This is a genomic window from Fimbriimonas ginsengisoli Gsoil 348 (genome assembly GCF_000724625.1).
Classification (GTDB): domain Bacteria; phylum Armatimonadota; class Fimbriimonadia; order Fimbriimonadales; family Fimbriimonadaceae; genus Fimbriimonas; species Fimbriimonas ginsengisoli.
This window is the reverse complement of record NZ_CP007139.1, coordinates 1,770,029-1,785,703: the sequence shown is the minus strand read 5'-3', so window position 1 is coordinate 1,785,703 and position 15,675 is coordinate 1,770,029. Positions and strand designations below refer to the sequence as shown.

General features: G+C 61.8%; 14 protein-coding genes. 6 read left to right on the top strand and 8 right to left on the bottom strand.

The features are described from left to right. Window positions 1-11 precede the first annotated feature (11 nt). Window positions 12-1,556 (bottom strand): MmgE/PrpD family protein, encoded by a 1,545-nt coding sequence (locus OP10G_RS08155; protein ID WP_025226383.1) that lies wholly within the window; start codon window positions 1,554-1,556, stop codon window positions 12-14. A gap of 118 nt (window positions 1,557-1,674) precedes the next feature. Then, entirely contained in the window at window positions 1,675-3,693 is a 2,019-nt protein-coding gene (locus tag OP10G_RS08150; RefSeq protein ID WP_025226384.1) for an alpha-amylase family protein, read from the bottom strand. A gap of 191 nt (window positions 3,694-3,884) precedes the next feature. Between OP10G_RS08150 and OP10G_RS08145 the strand changes: the two genes are divergently transcribed. Beyond that, complete coding sequence (locus OP10G_RS08145) at window positions 3,885-4,334, top strand: response regulator (protein WP_025226385.1); 450 nt, start codon at window positions 3,885-3,887, stop codon at window positions 4,332-4,334. A 44-nt stretch (window positions 4,335-4,378) separates the two neighbouring features. Continuing rightward, window positions 4,379-5,977: a DUF4127 family protein gene (locus tag OP10G_RS08140; RefSeq protein WP_025226386.1), complete on the top strand. Its 1,599-nt coding sequence runs from the start codon at window positions 4,379-4,381 to the stop codon at window positions 5,975-5,977. 160 nt (window positions 5,978-6,137) lie between these two features. Here OP10G_RS08140 and priA read toward each other — a convergent pair whose 3' ends face one another. From priA to OP10G_RS24275, 5 genes are all read right to left on the bottom strand, one after another. Beyond that, window positions 6,138-8,567 carry a replication restart helicase PriA gene (gene priA / locus OP10G_RS08135; protein WP_025226387.1) on the bottom strand — a complete coding sequence of 810 codons (2,430 nt, stop codon included), beginning with the start codon at window positions 8,565-8,567 and terminating at the stop codon, window positions 6,138-6,140. 25 nt (window positions 8,568-8,592) lie between these two features. Then, window positions 8,593-9,033, bottom strand: a complete 441-nt coding sequence (locus OP10G_RS08130; protein WP_038474721.1) for a helix-turn-helix transcriptional regulator — start codon at window positions 9,031-9,033, stop codon at window positions 8,593-8,595. Window positions 9,034-9,274: 241 nt separating this feature from the next. After that, on the bottom strand, window positions 9,275-10,582 hold the full coding sequence (locus OP10G_RS08125; RefSeq protein WP_025226389.1) for a gluconeogenesis factor YvcK family protein: 1,308 nt from the start codon (window positions 10,580-10,582) through the stop codon (window positions 9,275-9,277). Between the two features lie 12 nt (window positions 10,583-10,594). Then, window positions 10,595-10,990: a phage holin family protein gene (locus OP10G_RS08120; RefSeq protein WP_025226390.1), complete on the bottom strand. Its 396-nt coding sequence runs from the start codon at window positions 10,988-10,990 to the stop codon at window positions 10,595-10,597. Window positions 10,991-11,083: 93 nt separating this feature from the next. Further along, window positions 11,084-11,929, bottom strand: a complete 846-nt coding sequence (locus tag OP10G_RS24275; RefSeq protein ID WP_025226391.1) for a M55 family metallopeptidase — start codon at window positions 11,927-11,929, stop codon at window positions 11,084-11,086. A gap of 186 nt (window positions 11,930-12,115) precedes the next feature. Between OP10G_RS24275 and queC the strand changes: the two genes are divergently transcribed. Next, on the top strand, window positions 12,116-12,781 hold the full coding sequence (gene queC / locus OP10G_RS08110) for a 7-cyano-7-deazaguanine synthase QueC (RefSeq protein ID WP_038472808.1): 666 nt from the start codon (window positions 12,116-12,118) through the stop codon (window positions 12,779-12,781). Window positions 12,782-12,795: 14 nt separating this feature from the next. On the opposite strand, the gene OP10G_RS08105 is transcribed toward queC, so the two are convergent. Beyond that, window positions 12,796-12,975: a hypothetical protein gene (locus OP10G_RS08105; protein ID WP_038472805.1), complete on the bottom strand. Its 180-nt coding sequence runs from the start codon at window positions 12,973-12,975 to the stop codon at window positions 12,796-12,798. Between the two features lie 178 nt (window positions 12,976-13,153). Between OP10G_RS08105 and OP10G_RS08100 the strand changes: the two genes are divergently transcribed. From OP10G_RS08100 to OP10G_RS08090, 3 genes are all read left to right on the top strand, one after another. Beyond that, complete coding sequence (locus OP10G_RS08100) at window positions 13,154-13,519, top strand: ArsR/SmtB family transcription factor (RefSeq protein ID WP_227625087.1); 366 nt, start codon at window positions 13,154-13,156, stop codon at window positions 13,517-13,519. Beyond that, window positions 13,516-15,189: a SulP family inorganic anion transporter gene (locus OP10G_RS08095; protein WP_025226393.1), complete on the top strand. Its 1,674-nt coding sequence runs from the start codon at window positions 13,516-13,518 to the stop codon at window positions 15,187-15,189. Before OP10G_RS08100 ends, OP10G_RS08095 begins: the two co-directional genes overlap by 4 nt. Before the next feature lie 73 nt (window positions 15,190-15,262). Beyond that, a complete protein-coding gene (locus tag OP10G_RS08090; RefSeq protein ID WP_025226394.1) occupies window positions 15,263-15,565 on the top strand; it encodes a hypothetical protein in 303 nt (100 codons plus the stop codon). Window positions 15,566-15,675 lie beyond the last annotated feature (110 nt).

Here is a 15,675-nt window from a genome sequence, read left to right as displayed (position 1 = left end):
TATCCTCGCGCCTACTCGTACCCAGGTCGAGAAGCCACCTCGAAATCATAAATCGCCGCGATCTGGTCGGCCGACATCGTCCCCAGGCTTCCGAGGCGCTCAATCAGCGCGTGCACGTCACCTCCGTCCGGAACTCCGAGGGAACCGTGCATGGCGAATTTCTTACCGAGGATCGCCTTTAGATCGGCGGTCGTATTCCGAGCATGCCCGCCGGGGTACATGACCAGGCCGCTGTCGAGCGTCCGACCGTCGTCGGTGGTAATCACTACCGAGGTCGGAATGCCGTCGGGATAGCGGGCATCGTACTCAGGACCGCCGTGCTCGAATTCGATTCGCGCCATGATGGCTCGCGTGGCGGGATTCTGAATGGCTTCCTGGCCGTAGTCGTAGGGCGAGAGCATCAGCGTCTGCCAGAGCTCATCCGAGCCCGCCGCTTTGATCGAGTCGTTTGCCTCCGTCGCCTTTCGCAGCAGGGTGGCCACGATGTACACCATCGAGTGGTCGGCCGACTGCCTCGTGTGCGGATCGCGCTTGGCGGGATCGCCGATGATGCCAAACGCCGGTTCGTACGCCCGGATCAGCACCCGGGCAATCCGGCCGGGCTCGGCCAACTCCGGGTTTGCGGCGAGGAGATCGATGCACCCTTGCAGCGCCCCTGCCGACTGGTGCTCGTACAGCCCGAGCTTGAAGTGCATTCCCATCACAGCGAAGTCGTCACCGGAGTGGCTGAGGACTAGGTCGAAGGGGGAATCGCCGCTCGTCTTGACGAACTGGCGAAACATTGATTCCGGATTGCGGAAGATATCCTTCGGCCCCACGAAGCCGGCAAGCGCCCGCTTGGCGCAAAGCACCGCCGCCTCGGTCGAGATCGCGGCGGAGGCTCCCTTGGAGTCGCTGAGCTGCTTGCCGGCTCGGATCGCCCGCCAAGGAATGTAGTGGGCCACGAACATGCCGATCGCGCTCTCGATCTGCTCCGCGCTTCCTCCAAGTAGCGCCGCGTAGACGGCGGCGGAGGCGATCGCCCCGTGCACGACGTGGTCGATCTTGTAAGTCTTGAGGCTGAACACCTCCGCGAGCCGCCCACGGATCTCATCGAGCAACACCATTGCCCGAAGCGCCGTCGCTCCATCCAGGCCTCGCTGCTGACAGGCGGCGATCACAACCGGATAGAAATCGTTGTGCCCGAACTCGCCCGCGGTATGGCCAAGTCCCGGGTTGTAGCCGAAGTTCGTTCCGTTCGAGTCCCACTCCCGTACTGCGGAGGAGTTCGCGACGATCGCCTTCTCAGCCTTCACTTTGGCGGTCCCGCCGATGACGGCGGCTCCGTGCGGGTCCGGATACTCCAACGCCTCGGTGCGAAGCAGAGTCGGTGCGTTCGTTCGGAGCGCTAAGGCGGAGACGCCGCAAAGCACCGCGTCGGTGTGAAAAAGCTGGTTGCGCTCCAGCACCGCCTCCGACGGTCCAGGTCCGAAGGAACCGGCGAGAAAGTCGATGGCGAATTGTCCGATGCCAAGCGCTTGGTTCGTGTTTCGGGCGAGGGTGACCTGGTTGCTCATGCCGCTCGGATTGTAGCCGGTGAGCCAGGACGTGGGGGTGTCGCGTCCGAGAAGCGGCCATGGGAGCAGGAGCCGGCCACGGAGCTGGTTTTTCCCATATCCGTCGAGTAGCGGTCTGCTATTTGATGAACGTCACCTTCCAATCGGCGGTACTTGCGCCGCTCGGGAACGTGAGCTTCAAAACTTGCGGTGAAGGATTGGAGGCAGCGGCCCCGTCGACCAGAGCGGTGCGCCATCCGGCGGGAACATACAAGTAGAGGCTCCATACACGGCCTAGGCCCCGCCGCATTCGCCCGGAAAGAGCTTGTCCATCCCAGTGCACTCGATCCAGCTCGTAGGCTCCCTGGCCGATGTGGCGGTTGGTGCCCAACACCTGCGGGTGGTCGGCTAGAGGCCGGAACGAGATCACCTGGCATCCACCGTTTTCTAGGGGATCGTATGCCGCCTCGCCCGATACGATGCCGAGGAAGCGCTCCTTCCAAAAGTCGAACGCAAGATAACGGCGGCTCGGATCCAGCCCGAGGGTGGCGAGGTCTACCCGGCGGGCGGGTTGATCACCCCACCCGAAGCGCGCCGCGACCAGCCACCGCTCGTCCCCTTTGGCGCCGTTCAGCGTCATAAACTCGGGATCCGGGCCATGGGAGACGACGCTTGCCGGCTTCACGATCAGAGGCGGGCCGACGCGCCGCAGTACGTCCACCCGCGCCGGATCGTACTCTTTGATGGGGTCGCTCACCATCACGTGCCCGCCCGCTAAAGCGGTGAGAGTCGCCCAGGATTGGGCCTGGGGGACCGGGACTCGCAGGCACATGTAGTCCGGATCGTTGCGCCACACGACATTGTTCAAGTAGCCGAACTGAGCGATGTACTTGGCGCTACGGCGCATGCTGTCCACGTCCGGGCCCACGTCCTCGCCGATGCGGGCGCCGTCGGGGATACCGGCGAGCTCCGGGAGGGTGCCCCAGCAGGCGAGCAGGTAGCTGCCTGGGCCGGCGGCTCGCTTCGTTTCGGCGAGGAGCGTCCGGTAGGCCGTTTCCATGCTCTCTCTACGGGACTTCCAGTAGCCGGGGACCTGCCGGAAGTTGTCGTAGAGGACGTGGCGGAGGGTGTCGATCTTGAAGTAGCGCCATCCCTGAGCGCGAAGCTCACGGACCGTCTCGGTGTACGCCTCCTCGCGGGCGGCAGGTATCAACGGGTTCATCGCGTAGTTGACCCAGGGGCCTTTGTGCGGCTTCCCGTCGGCGTCGGTCACATATCCATCGCGGTTCTTTAGCCCGAGCGGCGTGTAGTAGCCGACCCAGATTCCGGGGGTGAGCCCGAGACGGGTGATTTCTTGCGCGAGCGGTTGTAGTCCGTTGGGGAACTTCTCGTTTGGAATCGTCCAGTAGTGGGCAAACGGTTCCTTCACCTTCTCATTTCCTTGCGGGAACTGCCGGACCCGTTGGTAGCCGTCGTCGATCTGGATGACCGAGTAGCCGTACCCTTTCAGGTTCTTGGAGAAGAAGCGGGCGGCATCGAGAACGTTGGCGGCGGTCACGTCCTGGAGGTGAGCCATCCAACTGCACCAGCCCGCTACCGGTTGCTTCCACAGCGATTGTGTGTTGTCCCACAGGAAGTAGCCCAGGTGGTTTCGGTAGTAGTCGGGCCGCAACCGAAGCTTAACCGGACCGGAGCCGACCCGAAGGCGGTAGCGCCCGGTTCCTTCGGGAGTCAGGGTGACGCCGGTTCCCTGGGCGGTTAGGAGCCAATCTCCTTTTCGGTCGTAGACGCCGTTGTCAAGGCGGTTACCGCCGGATCCGAAGGAGACGGAAAGCGGCGCGTCCGAGCGGTCGTTGCACAAAAAAGAATCCGCGGACGCGGTGATGAGGGCGTCCAGCGGACCGGTCAGGTCGACATTGAAGGTACGACGCGTAGCGCCTTGGGGGACGAACTCGGCGGTTTTGGGACCGTGCGGGTAGCCCAAATAGAGCGATTCGGCGGGGGTGATCTCGAGATGCTCTTTACATTCGCCATGCGAAACGCCTCGGAGGAGAGCGGGGCGGCCAAGGCGAATAACGACGGATTCCGGTTTGGACCGGTCGAGCGAGGGTTCGAGGGGGGCGTAGATCTGTCCGAGAAGGGCGGCGACGACGATCATGATGTGGCGTGAGAATAGCCGATCGGAAACACAGCAGGGACGGCCGAGGTATCGCGTTTAAACGGCCTATCTACCAAGTCGTGGATTTAGGCCCGTAAAAATAACCCCATCCAGTTCTTGTCACTTACCCCGCAAACGGGTATGCGTAGTTCGGTTCCGGAGTCAAAAATCACTGCACTCCACAGGATTTTATGCTGTCGAACGATTCGCCAACCGTGTTGGTCGCCGACGATAACGAAGACGACCGGGCAATCACGATCCGCTTTATCAGAAAGGCGGCTCCGAATGCTCACATCATCACGTGTAAGGATGGCGAAGAGGCGTTACGGTGCCTTCTCGAATATGTCGATCGCGATCGGGACGAGATGCCCCACCTCGCGCTCGTGGACATGAAGATGCCCAAGCTGAATGGAGACGAGGTCGCGGCGCAATTGCAAAACGAGCCCAACCTTTCGCGGATTCCGCTCGTCCTGTTCTCTTCGTCGGCACTTGCCGACGACGTCGACCGCTGTATTCGCGCCGGGGTGCGAAGCTACGTTCGCAAACCGACCGATTTCTACGAATACGAGACCGTCGTCCGGCGTCTATGCGAGTATTGGTTGGAAGTTAATTTGGACCTCCGGGTCGCTTTGACTCCGTAGCCGTTCGCTCTATGACGGGTCTTACCAGGTACCTTTCACATCCCATGAGGCTGTTCGCGGTCATCGCTATGGTGCTGGGCGTGGCCGCCGCGCGTGCGGAACGGATTCTCTTAGTCCCACTGGATAGCCGTCCCGCGGCGGGCCAGTTCGCGCAAATGATCTCGCACATTGCGGGCCAGGACCTGCGCATGCCGCCGTACGAGACGCTTGGCCGTTTTACCAATCCGGGCGATCCCGATGCGATTCTTCGATGGATCGCGACGCAGGACCTTTCGGACGTCGACACCATCATCGTGAGCGCCGACATGATTTGCTACGGGGGCCTCGTCGCCTCTCGAGTGAACAACACACCGGCGGAAGTAGCGGTTCAGCGCTTGCGAACGCTCGCCGATATCCGCCGCCGATCGCCGAAAACCAAGCTATACGTTTTTAGTTCGACGATGCGGCTTGCGCCGACCGCAACCCGTGCCGCCGGCCCTTGGCGGATGAAGTTGGCCCAGTTCGAGGAGTTGCAGGACCGGGTTCAGCGGTTACGGATTGATCGTCTGAAGCCAGAGCTCGAAGCGCTACGGCCTCAGATTCCCCCGGGAGAAATCGCACGTTACGAGGCGACCCGGGTGAGGAACCATTCCGTCCAGCGCGAGATGGTCCGGATGGCGGCGGCGCGCCAGATCGACTATCTGGTGATCGGCCAGGACGATGCCAAGCCGTACGGCCCCCACGTTCCGGAGTCGGAAGCCCTTCGAGCGGAGGTTCGCCGCTCGGGCGCCGACTCGCGCGTCTACTTCTGCGAAGGGATCGATCAGCACGCGAGCGTGTTAGTGAGCCGGGCGCTTCTCCAGCAAGCCGGGTGGAGGCCTCGGGTGAGGGTGGTCTATTCCGATCCCGCCGGCAAGTACAAATTCGCCAGCTATGAATCAAAGCCGATCGAGCAGAGCCTCCGGGACCAGCTAGTTGCCAGCGGCGCTCGTCTGGCCGATCCAAACGGCGAATACGACTATTCGCTGTATGTCAACACGCCGAAGAGAAGAGAGGCTCCGTTCAAGAATTGGCTTGCGGAGCTGACCGCAGAGCTCGACCAAGGGATGCCGGTAGCAGTCGCGGACATCAATCTCGCCAACGACGGTACCGCCGACTCGGACCTTTTCGACACTCTCGCCGACCAAACGCGAGTCATGAAGCTCCTCGCCTTTGCCGGATGGAACACGGCGGGAAACACAATGGGGACGGCGATTCCGGCGGCCAACGTATATCTCCTGGCCAAAAAGCTTAACGTTTCACCACTGATGCGCGAGGTATCGCAACGAGAATTCCTGCTTCACCGCTTCGTCGACGATTACGCGTTCCACAAGTACACCCGTCCGGTGGCGTATAGCATGATCCTCTCGCCCAACCACGACGAGGTGTATGGGATCGACTTCTCAGACCTGACCGACTTCGTCCAGCGAGACGTGGAGAAGCACGTCGACCGGCTGTTCCAAAACGGTTTTATGAACCAGCGGTTTTACGTTGGCAACGAGCCGTACGTCTTCACCGGCGTCCGCGACGTAAAAGTCTGGCTCCCCTGGCCCCGGGCCTACGAGATGCGATTGGAGCTCCACTTGGAAGCGAAACCGGAAGTCGCCGCTGGTCCTGGCGGGTGAATTCGTGGCATGGGCATCTTGCCCATGTGTATCACGACCTTCCAGGTCGTGTGAACGTAGCATCGGCTCCCAGCCGATGAACCCCACGACCGTACCGCTCGTGGGGAAGGCTAGGGGCAAGATGCCCCTGGGACCCACTGGCTGGAAGCCAGTGCCACGGCTACATCAGGTTGTAGGGGTCGACGTCGACTACGATTTGCACGCCCTTTGGCGTGTAGCCGAGCAGCGCTTCACCGACCGGGGCTACGGAGGCGTTGGGGGGGAGTTTGAGCAGGATGTGGCGGCGCCAGCGATTTTGGAGGCGCTCGACCGCGCAATCGGCGGGACCGAGCAGCTCGAGAGTGACGTCTTGCAGGCGGCGGCGAACCTCTTCCGCGACGGTGAAGACGGTGGAACGCGCCTCACCGCTGATCGTGACGTTCACCAGCCGACGGAACGGCGGGTAGCCGGCTTCGCGCCGCTCGACGAGCAGTGCCTCGTAGAACGCAAGGAAGTCGTGCGCCTGGGCGGTGCGGACAGCCGGGTGCTCAGGATTAAAGGTCTGGATCACTACCTGTCCGTGCGCCTTGCCGCGGCCGGCGCGGCCCGCGACCTGGGACAGAAGCTGAAAAGTGCGCTCCGAGGAGCGGAAGTCGGGGATGTTGAGCGAGACGTCCGCTGCGATCGCACCGACGAGAGTGACGTTGGGAAAGTCGAGACCTTTCGCCACCATCTGCGTCCCCACCAAGATCCCGATTTCGCCGGAGCGGAACGATGCCAAGGTCTCCTCTAGCGCCCCCTTTCGCCGCGCGATGTCTCGGTCGAGCCGGGCCACCTTGGCGGTGGGAAAAAGCGCCGCTACCGCCTCCTCCACCTTTTCGGTCCCGACCCCGAAAGGGGCGAGGCGCAGCCCCGAGCACTTGGGGCAGGTATCCGGGGGAGTGGCGGCGTAGCCGCAGTGGTGGCATCGCAATTTGCGGTCGTGGCGGTGGTAGCTCAAGGAGATCGCGCAGTTCGGGCACTCCATCCTTTGCCCACAGTCGCGGCAGATGACGAACGGCGCGTAAGCGCGGCGGTTCAGGAAGAGGATGACTTGCTGGCCAAGCGCCAGTACCTGCTCGATGCGTTGGTGCAAGTCGTCGCACAGCAGCGCCGGCTTTCCAAATCGGTATCCCTCCGTGAGGTCTTCGATCAGCACCTCCGGAAGCTGGGCACTCGCCGCTCGATGAGGCAGGGAAAGCAGGGTGAGGGAGGAGGGGTGAGGGGTGGAGGTTGAGGCTTGTTCCGAGGTGTCGGCTTCGAAGAAGGTTTCGACGCTGGGAGTGGCGGAGCCGAGGATCACGGGGCAGCGGTGGCGTTGCGAGAGATATCGGGCGAGCGCCTTCGCGTGGTAGCGCGGAGAGGTCTCCTGCTTATAGCTTGCCTCGTGCTCCTCGTCCATCACGACCAGACCGAGATTGGAGAGCGGCGCGAACAGCGCCGAGCGCGCCCCCAGTACGACACTTGCCTGGCCGTCGCGGATACGAAACCAGTTTTTGAGCCGTTCCGCGGGCGGGAGGTCGGAGTGAAGGACCGCCACCCCGCGGCCGAATCGCTCCCGAAGTCGAGCGATCGCCTGGGTGGCCAGCGCGATCTCCGGCACTAGAAAAAGCACCTGTCGCCCTTGCCGAAGCGCCTCCGCCGCCGCTCGCAGGTAGACCTCGGTCTTGCCGCTTCCGGTCACCCCGTACAAGAGGAACGCCTGCGGTTCGCGGGCGTTGACCGCCTCCACCACCGCGTCGATGGCGATCTGCTGGGCCGGATTAGGGATCGGCGGTCGCACCACCCCGGCCGAATCCTCGTCAACCGCTTCCAGCATTCCGGCTTCGAGGAGCGCTTTGATCGTCGTTTCCGTGACCCCGGCGAGCGCGCGCAGCTCGGGCGAGGTCAGTTGCGCACTCTCCGCTTCCTGCAGGCGCATCAGCGTGAGCGCTTGAGCCGGTCGCCGTCGCCCCTCCTTTTTGAGAAAGGCGTCCACTCGGTCGGAGTCGGCGGTCAGCCGGAGCATGGCGACCTTGGCTCGACGCTCGGCGTACGGCTCGACCCGGAGAACCTGGCGGACGAGTCCCTTATTTCTTAGCAGCCGTAGGGCGCGTATAGTCGCCGCGGGGAGCTTCTTTCCCTTGGCTTCGATCAAACCGTCGTTCTCTTGGACCACCCGCAGGACTTCCTCCTGCATCGGGGTCAATTTGTGCTCCGTCGGCGAATCCACCGGCGCCCAGACGCTCACCAGCCGGTCGCGGACGCCGGGAGGCGAGGCGCTGGACAGGGCGACGGGGAGCGAGCAGAGTGTCTCCTCCGCCACGAAACGGCAAAGGTCGATCAGAGCGGCGGGCAAGCCCAACCCCTCTACCTCGCCAAGAATCGACTTCAGGCTCGCGAAGGGAAATCCAAGATCTTGTTCGGTCGCGTCGTAGACGCTGGTGACAAAGCCGAGCACGCTCCGGGTGCCGAGGGGGACGAAGACGGCGTCGCCGGGGGTGAGATTCCCCTCGGCTCGGTACGTGTAGAGCGCCTCCGCGCCGCCGGAGCGGGGATCGAGCGCAACATCGGCGACCCGCACGGTGGACACGCTACGAGAATACCTTTCGCATGTACTACCGGCTGGGAGCCGATACTACGACCGGAGCGTGCCGCCGGGTGAAGCAGGTGGGAATAAAGCGGTAGGGTCGCAACGACGAAAGGGCAAAGTGGCGGGCGGCGCCGATTCGGTACTGGGTCGGCGAGCAGCCGACGATGCGTTGGAAGCGGGTGCTGAAGGTGCCGAGGCTCTCGTAACCGAGCGAAAAACAGATCTCCGTCACCGTCAAATCCCCTTCCGCGAGCAGACGCTTGGCTTGGTCGATCCGGCGGGCAGTTAGGAATGCATGCGGCGTTTGCCCGTACGTTCGAACGAAGAGGCGGTGGAAGTGGAACGGAGATAGGCAAGCCTCTCGAGCCGCCTCGGCCAGACTCACGGGCTCGTCTAAGCGGGCGACGATGAGGTCGCGCGCCCGCTCCAAGTGGATCTGAGTCCCGTGATGGATCCGTTCCTTCATGACGTAACGATACACCGCCGTGCGGATTTCGGTCGATGATGGTTCCCCGTTGCCGGGAGACCTGTTCATCAATAAAATAGATTGACAATCCAGGTTCATCCGTAGCCCGGGGGATTTATCCCCGGTAGAACCTTGAACCGCGGCTAAAAGCCCCGGGTTACGGGTGAAATTAGACAAGGGAAATGTGAACCTAATTTCTGAATGACGAATACGGGTCATCGGCTGGGAGCCGATGCTACGGTTAGTTCAGGAGCATCAGGACGCGGGCGACGACTTTCATGGGGTCGTGGCGGACCACGTCGGTTTCGCTCATGAAGTTGCCTTGCAAGACTTTCAGGCCCATTTGCCGGAGACGGTCGATGTCCGCCTCCACGGTGTGCGAGCCGGAAGCGCGGTACTTATCCAACGCCGATTCGCTCGGTATGCCGGTGTTGACCAGCACCATGTCGAACAGACCCGGCCCGGCGTTATCGACGATCGCTTTTACGTGCTCGCTCGCCGTGAAATCGTCGCTTTCCCCTTTCTGCGTCATGACGTTACAGATATAGATCTTCGGAACGCGGGCTTGGCGGAGCGCTTCGGCGATGCCGGGAACCAGGAGGTTCGGAATGATGCTGGTGTAGACGCTGCCGGGCCCGATGCAGATGATATCGGCGGTCTTGATCGCGTCGACGGCGGAAGGATGGGCGATGCTCCCAACCGGATCAAGGTGAAGCTGCCGGATTCGACGGCCGGCGGCGACGATTCTCGTTTCACCGCATACCTCCGTTCCGTCTTCGAGCACCGCTCGCAGCCGGACATGGTCCAGGGTGGCGGGAAGAACGCGGCCTCGAATTGCGAGAACGTCCGAAGCGATCTGCACCGCTTTTTCAAAATCTCCGTTCGCCTGGTCGACCAATGCGGCGATGAGCAGGTTGCCGATAGCGTGCCCGCTCAGCGAGCCGCTGTCGCCTCGGAAGCGGTGCTGGAAAAGGTCGGTCATCGCTTTTTCCGCGTCGGATAGGGCGACCAGGCAGTTCCGGATGTCGCCCGGAGGGATCATCCCCTTGTCCTGGATCAACCGTCCGGATGAGCCGCCGTCGTCGGTGACGGTCACCACGGCCGTGATGTTAGAGGAGTGGTGCTTGAATCCGCGGAGGAGAGTGCTGAGGCCGGTGCCGCCTCCCATGCTCACGATCCGGGGGCCGTTCGCAAGTTGCTGCCGCCGGAAATAGACATCCATCTTGCCGGGCGGCAGATTCGGGTTGATGATGTCGAAGACGTGGTTAAAGGCCGACCGGACCCCTCGGTAGGTTAGGTACGACCCCATCACGAGGAATGCGCCCCCGAGCAGCCACTCGGCGGTATCCACCTGATCCGCCGCCACCAACCTGGCCATTCCTTCGTGAATTCGGACGGAGAAGGAGTGAATTAGAGGTTGCAGGATCTGCCGGAAGCTGAGGCCGATACCGAGCAGCAGGGCAAAAAATCCCAGCGCAAACATACCGACCGCCTTCTGAAGTCCGGCGGTCGGCGCGAGCAGTTTTCGGAGACGGTATCTCCTGATCATCTGCAGGCCCCGCTACTCATCTTTGTCGTCTGGCAGGAACACTCCAAGAACGCCGCTGATGAACGAAATCATAATGCTTGCCACGAAGGCGGCAATGAAGGCATTGAATCCGCTTCCTTCGATTCGAAAGCCAAGATTAAACGACGCGGCGATCATAAGAACGACTGCGTTGACGACGAGAGAGAAGAGCCCGAGCGTGATACAGCTCAGCGGCAGCGTGAGCAGCCGCAGGATCCGGCCGAGCGTGGCGTTCAAGAACGAGAGCACCGCGACGCCGATCAACAGCTTGAAGCCGCCTTCTACCGAAGAGACATCCGCCCGAAAGCCGAGGTGAAGGGCTTGGGCAACGAGAGATGCGGCATATACCGAGACCGCTAAAAGCACCCAACGCAGAAAGAGCTTGCTCATCTCACCCCTTTACGGAGATTCATTATGGAGGGATCAAGGTTCCCTGAACAGTCTGGGCCCAAATTGTGTTTTTTTGTCAAATACGCCACCGACCTAATACTGAGAGCCGATTCCCTCCGCCGACATCGCCATGAGATTCCACACCACGCGGTGCGCTTCCTGATACGTGGGGTAGGTCCCTTCCAACGTATAGCCGTTCGTCCGCGTGGGTACCGACAGGAGCTTCGCGCCCATATCGGCTTCTTCGGCCCGGTTGAACTCCACTCGGATGTGGGCCGGCTCGCTCCAAATCTTCGGGGCGATCTCTTTGCGCCTCGCCACTCCGCGCTTGGCCGCTGCCTCGATAAGCATGCCGGTGTCGTCCGGGGAGAGCATATTTGCCATGTACCGGCCGATTCCGGTCTTGGTCACCGCCGTCTCGACGCCTAGCAGAAGACGGCTTGCTTCATCGCAGCCGGCGGTATCGGAAGAGACCATCACGATCGGCACTCCATACCGCCCGGCAACCCCCGCGCTAAGTCCCATCTCCCCACACTCGTACCCGTTCACCCAGAGCCGGTGCACCCCGCCGGTGATCGTGTGTTCCATGACCCCGCCCAATGTTCCGGCCATGGCGTGGTAGCCGACCAAAAAGGCGCAGTCGAACGTCTCGTCGATCCCTTGCATCATCCCATCGGTGCCTGAACCATGCCCACTAATGAGGCGAACTCCCGGCTCGAGCTGATCCAGAAGCAGGTTCTTACTGTTGCCGTGAGAGTCCTTGAGGAGGATCTCCGTCGCGCCACCGGCCCGTGCCCCTCGGATCGCCGCGTTGACGTCGTGGGTCATCATCCGCCGCGCAAACGCGTAGTCGAACGACTTGCCATCGGGCCGGCTGCACTGTGACCAGCTCACCAAGCCAGTGATCCCTTCGATATCGGCGGAGATGTAGACGCGCATGGGGAGAGGGTACTTGGGGCTAGGCGTTGGGCGCTAGGCGTTGGGAAACGGCGCTTTGCGTGCCGCGCCCGTCCGACTGACAGAGGTATGCCTTTTCGAACGTGCCCAACGCCCAACGCCTAGCGCCCAACGCCCGAACGCCTAGTGTCTAGCGCCCAACGCCTAGCCCCAAGTACTCTCTCCCTCATGCGTTCCGTCGTTTTGCTGTCCGGGGGGCTGGATTCGGCTACTTGTTTGGCTATCGCTCGCGGCGACGGGACGGAGCCGTATGCGCTGACGGTTCTTTACGGGCAGCGACACCTTGAAGAGGTGGAGGCATCGAAGCGGGTAGCGGCACAACTCGGTGCGGTGGAGCATAAGTTCGTTCGGGTGGAGCTCGATGCGATCGGCGGGTCGGCGCTGACGGACGCGATCGAGGTGCCCAAGGACCGCGACGAGTCGAAGATGACCGATATTCCGGTCACGTACGTTCCGGCTCGGAACACGGTGATGCTCTCGCTGGCGCTCGGATATGCGGAAGTCGTTGGGGCGGAGGCAATTTACGCGGGGGTAAACGCGGTCGACTACTCGGGATATCCGGACTGCCGGCCGGAATACATCGCGGCCTTCCAAACCCTCGCCCGGCTGGCCACAAAAGCCGGGGTCGAAGGAAGACCGATCGAGATTCGAACCCCGTTGATTCAGCTCACGAAGCCCCAGATCATTCAGAGAGGTTTGGAGCTAGGCGTCGACTATGCCCTGACCCACTCTTGCTACGATCCCGCGGACGGGCGTCCGTGCGGACATTGCGACGCTTGTCTGATTCGGCTCAAGGCGTTTGAGAGCCTTGGGATGAAGGATCCGGCGCTTTAGCGGTTCGGCCGGAATTACTCGGGGGTCGGTTTTCGCTTCTTCCAGAAGGCAGGCTTGGCCTTCTTAGGCTCGGACACGAGGTGAATGACCGAGTGGGCGAAGTCGGTCACTTTTGCCGGTCGAGCCGGAGCGGCCTCTTTCTCCACATACACTCCGAACAGATCCTCCTTGGTTTTGGCTGGTGTTTCCGGCATCTTGTTGTTTTCGGCGCATTTACGCACGAGCGCGAGAGGGTCCAGTTTACTGTGTCTTGCAGGTTCTTGGCGTCTGAAATCCGTTGATGCAGGGGCCGTGGCGGGTCGAGTCACGCGAACGCTCGGTTTTCTCGGGATGCTTTAGTATATTCGAAATATCGAATATACTAAAGGACAGATGCCGAAGCGCTCACAGGAATCATTGTCGGAAGTAGCGATGCCGGAGGCGCTTCGGCGTTTCAAAGCGGATGTTTTCTCCGTTCTGGCTCACCCGACTCGGATTCACATCATCGAGAGCCTTCGCGACGGCGAACTCTCCGTGGGCGCGATCATCGAGCGAATCGGAGTGGAGCCCGCGAATGCCTCCCAGCATCTGTCGATCCTGCGAAGCAAGCGTCTGGTCGTCAACCGAAAAGACGGCAACCAGGTTTTTTACTCGCTCCGAGACCCGCTCCTGACGGAGGTGCTGGACAGTATGCGCCGCTACTTCCAAGCTCACCTGGAGGAGGCGCTCGACATCCTTCAGGAGATGGAGGCCTCGTGAAGCCGGCCCGCACCGAGTTGCCGAGGCTCGTAACCTGCCTTCAGGATTACAATCTTTCCAAGTTCTTGGCGGACCTGGTGGCCGGCCTGACTGTCGGTCTCGTCGCCCTGCCGCTGGCGATGGCGTTCGCCATTTCGTCCGGCGTATTGCCCCAAGCAGGGATCTACACCGCAATCATCGCCGGATTCATCGGTTCGGCGCTCGGCGGATCGCGCTACCAAATCACCGGCCCCACCGGCGCCTTCGTGGTGGTGGTGGCGGGGATCGTGACGAAGTACGGCTTGGACGGCCTGTTCGTGTGCACCCTAATGGCGGGGGTGTTCCTTATGGTTCTGGGCCTCACCGGCCTTGGAACGGCGGTGAAGTACATCCCGCGGCCGGTAGTGATCGGTTTCACCAACGGTATCGCGGTGCTCATCGCGAGCACGCAGATCAAAGATTTCTTTGGCTTGAGGGTGGAAAAGGTCCCTGGCGACTTTCTGGGGCGAATGTCGGCACTGATCCGCGGATTCCCGACCCTGTCACCCACCGCGACCGTTACCGCCGCCACCGCCTTGCTTCTGATCGTTCTCATGATGCGCTACGCCAAGCGAATCCCCGGAGCGATCGTCGCCTTGTTCTTGGGCACCGCGATCGCTTGGGGACTCCGCCTACCGTTGGAGACGATCGAGACCCGCTTCGGCGGCATTCCCGCCGGGCTTCCCAAGCTGGTGCTGCCGACGTTTCGGCCCGACCTCGCGTTGACGCTTCTCTCGCCCGCCATCACCGTCACCGTTCTCGGGGCGGTCGAATCGCTTCTTTCCGCGGTAGTCGCCGATCGCATGTCGGGCGACCGGCACAATTCCAACACCGAGCTCTTTGCCCAGGGAGTGGCTAACTTTTTCTCTCCGCTTTTCGGCGGGTTACCGGCGACTGGGGCCATCGCTCGGACGGCGACGAATATTCGGTCCGGAGCTCAAACGCCGGTCGCCGGTATCGTTCACGCCGCCGTTTTGCTGGTCGTCCTGCTCGTCGCGGCTCCGCTGGCAAAGCACATCCCTCTCTGCGTCCTGGCCGCAATCTTGTTCGTGGTTGCCTACAACATGGGCGAGTGGCGCGAGATCCCGGACATTCTCAAGCTGGGAAGAGCGGACGTGGCGGTCTGGCTCATCACGTTCGCGCTGACCGTATTTGCCGATCTCTCGGTCGCGGTCGAAGCGGGAATCTTGCTTGCGGCACTGCTCTACATCGGCCGGGTGACGGCCACGACCACTGTCGCGGAGGTGACTCCCGAGTATGTTCACGATGGGATCGAGCATAGCCTTCAATCGAATCCGCTCCCTCCCGGCGTTGCGGCTTTTCGAATCCATGGTCCATTTCTCTTTGGAGCCACGGACAAGCTGTCGGTGATCGAAGCCCAGATCGACACGCTCCCTACGGTGGTGCTTTTGCGCGTCCGGAACATGACCGCGATCGACGGCACCGGACTCCACGCGCTGGAAAGCTTGGCCGACCGTTTGCACGCAACCGGCCGAACTCTCGTTCTGTGCGGAATGCGCGATCAACCGGAGAAGCTGATGAGGCGGGCCGAGTTCGACCAACACCTGGGTCACGCCAACATCTGCCCTTCGCTCCGCGCCGGCATCGAGCGGGCGCGAGCGCTTCTGAAGGAAGAGGAAGCGGTTTCTTAGCTGCCACCCGGTCGGGTGCCCCCCTTTCGGAGGACTGTTTTGTCGTGACCAAAGATTGGACACTACGCGTGGAATGAACGTAATGGTTGAAGGCACCGTGAAGCGTCGAACCCGCCGGTGGTTCTTCCTGTCGGAGTGGAAGAGAACGCAAATGTTCTCGGATCGGGTTTCCACGAGTATTCGAGGCGGCCTCTACATCCTGCCCGGCGACTTAGTTCTTACTCTGAATCCCCAAAGCGACGGCGTACACGCCATCATCAAGCGTGGGAGGCAGCCAGTCCTCGGAACCATTCTCGGCGGGAAAGTTCAGGGAATCCCGTTCCGGCTCTATCCGAATGCCGACACCGTCTTGGAAGGTTCCATTTACCTTTCGTAGCGGACTTACCTGGCAATTGTGCGTAACCGCGCTCGTAATGTTTGCGGCTTACCTGAACGGCGGGTGAATTCTTGCCTATTCTGCTACTGATCGCCCCAGCCGTCTCCGAA

Coding starts and splice junctions, on each gene's coding strand:
- OP10G_RS08155 (WP_025226383.1), bottom strand. CDS start 1,556: ATGAGCAACCAGGTCACCCTCGCCCGAAACACGAACCAAGCGCTTGGC.
- OP10G_RS08150 (WP_025226384.1), bottom strand. CDS start 3,693: ATGATCGTCGTCGCCGCCCTTCTCGGACAGATCTACGCCCCCCTCGAA.
- OP10G_RS08145 (WP_025226385.1), top strand. CDS start 3,885: ATGCTGTCGAACGATTCGCCAACCGTGTTGGTCGCCGACGATAACGAA.
- OP10G_RS08140 (WP_025226386.1), top strand. CDS start 4,379: ATGAGGCTGTTCGCGGTCATCGCTATGGTGCTGGGCGTGGCCGCCGCG.
- OP10G_RS08130 (WP_038474721.1), bottom strand. CDS start 9,033: ATGAAGGAACGGATCCATCACGGGACTCAGATCCACTTGGAGCGGGCG.
- OP10G_RS08125 (WP_025226389.1), bottom strand. CDS start 10,582: ATGATCAGGAGATACCGTCTCCGAAAACTGCTCGCGCCGACCGCCGGA.
- OP10G_RS08120 (WP_025226390.1), bottom strand. CDS start 10,990: ATGAGCAAGCTCTTTCTGCGTTGGGTGCTTTTAGCGGTCTCGGTATAT.
- OP10G_RS24275 (WP_025226391.1), bottom strand. CDS start 11,929: ATGCGCGTCTACATCTCCGCCGATATCGAAGGGATCACTGGCTTGGTG.
- queC (WP_038472808.1), top strand. CDS start 12,116: ATGCGTTCCGTCGTTTTGCTGTCCGGGGGGCTGGATTCGGCTACTTGT.
- OP10G_RS08105 (WP_038472805.1), bottom strand. CDS start 12,975: ATGCCGGAAACACCAGCCAAAACCAAGGAGGATCTGTTCGGAGTGTAT.
- OP10G_RS08100 (WP_227625087.1), top strand. CDS start 13,154: ATGCCGAAGCGCTCACAGGAATCATTGTCGGAAGTAGCGATGCCGGAG.
- OP10G_RS08090 (WP_025226394.1), top strand. CDS start 15,263: ATGAACGTAATGGTTGAAGGCACCGTGAAGCGTCGAACCCGCCGGTGG.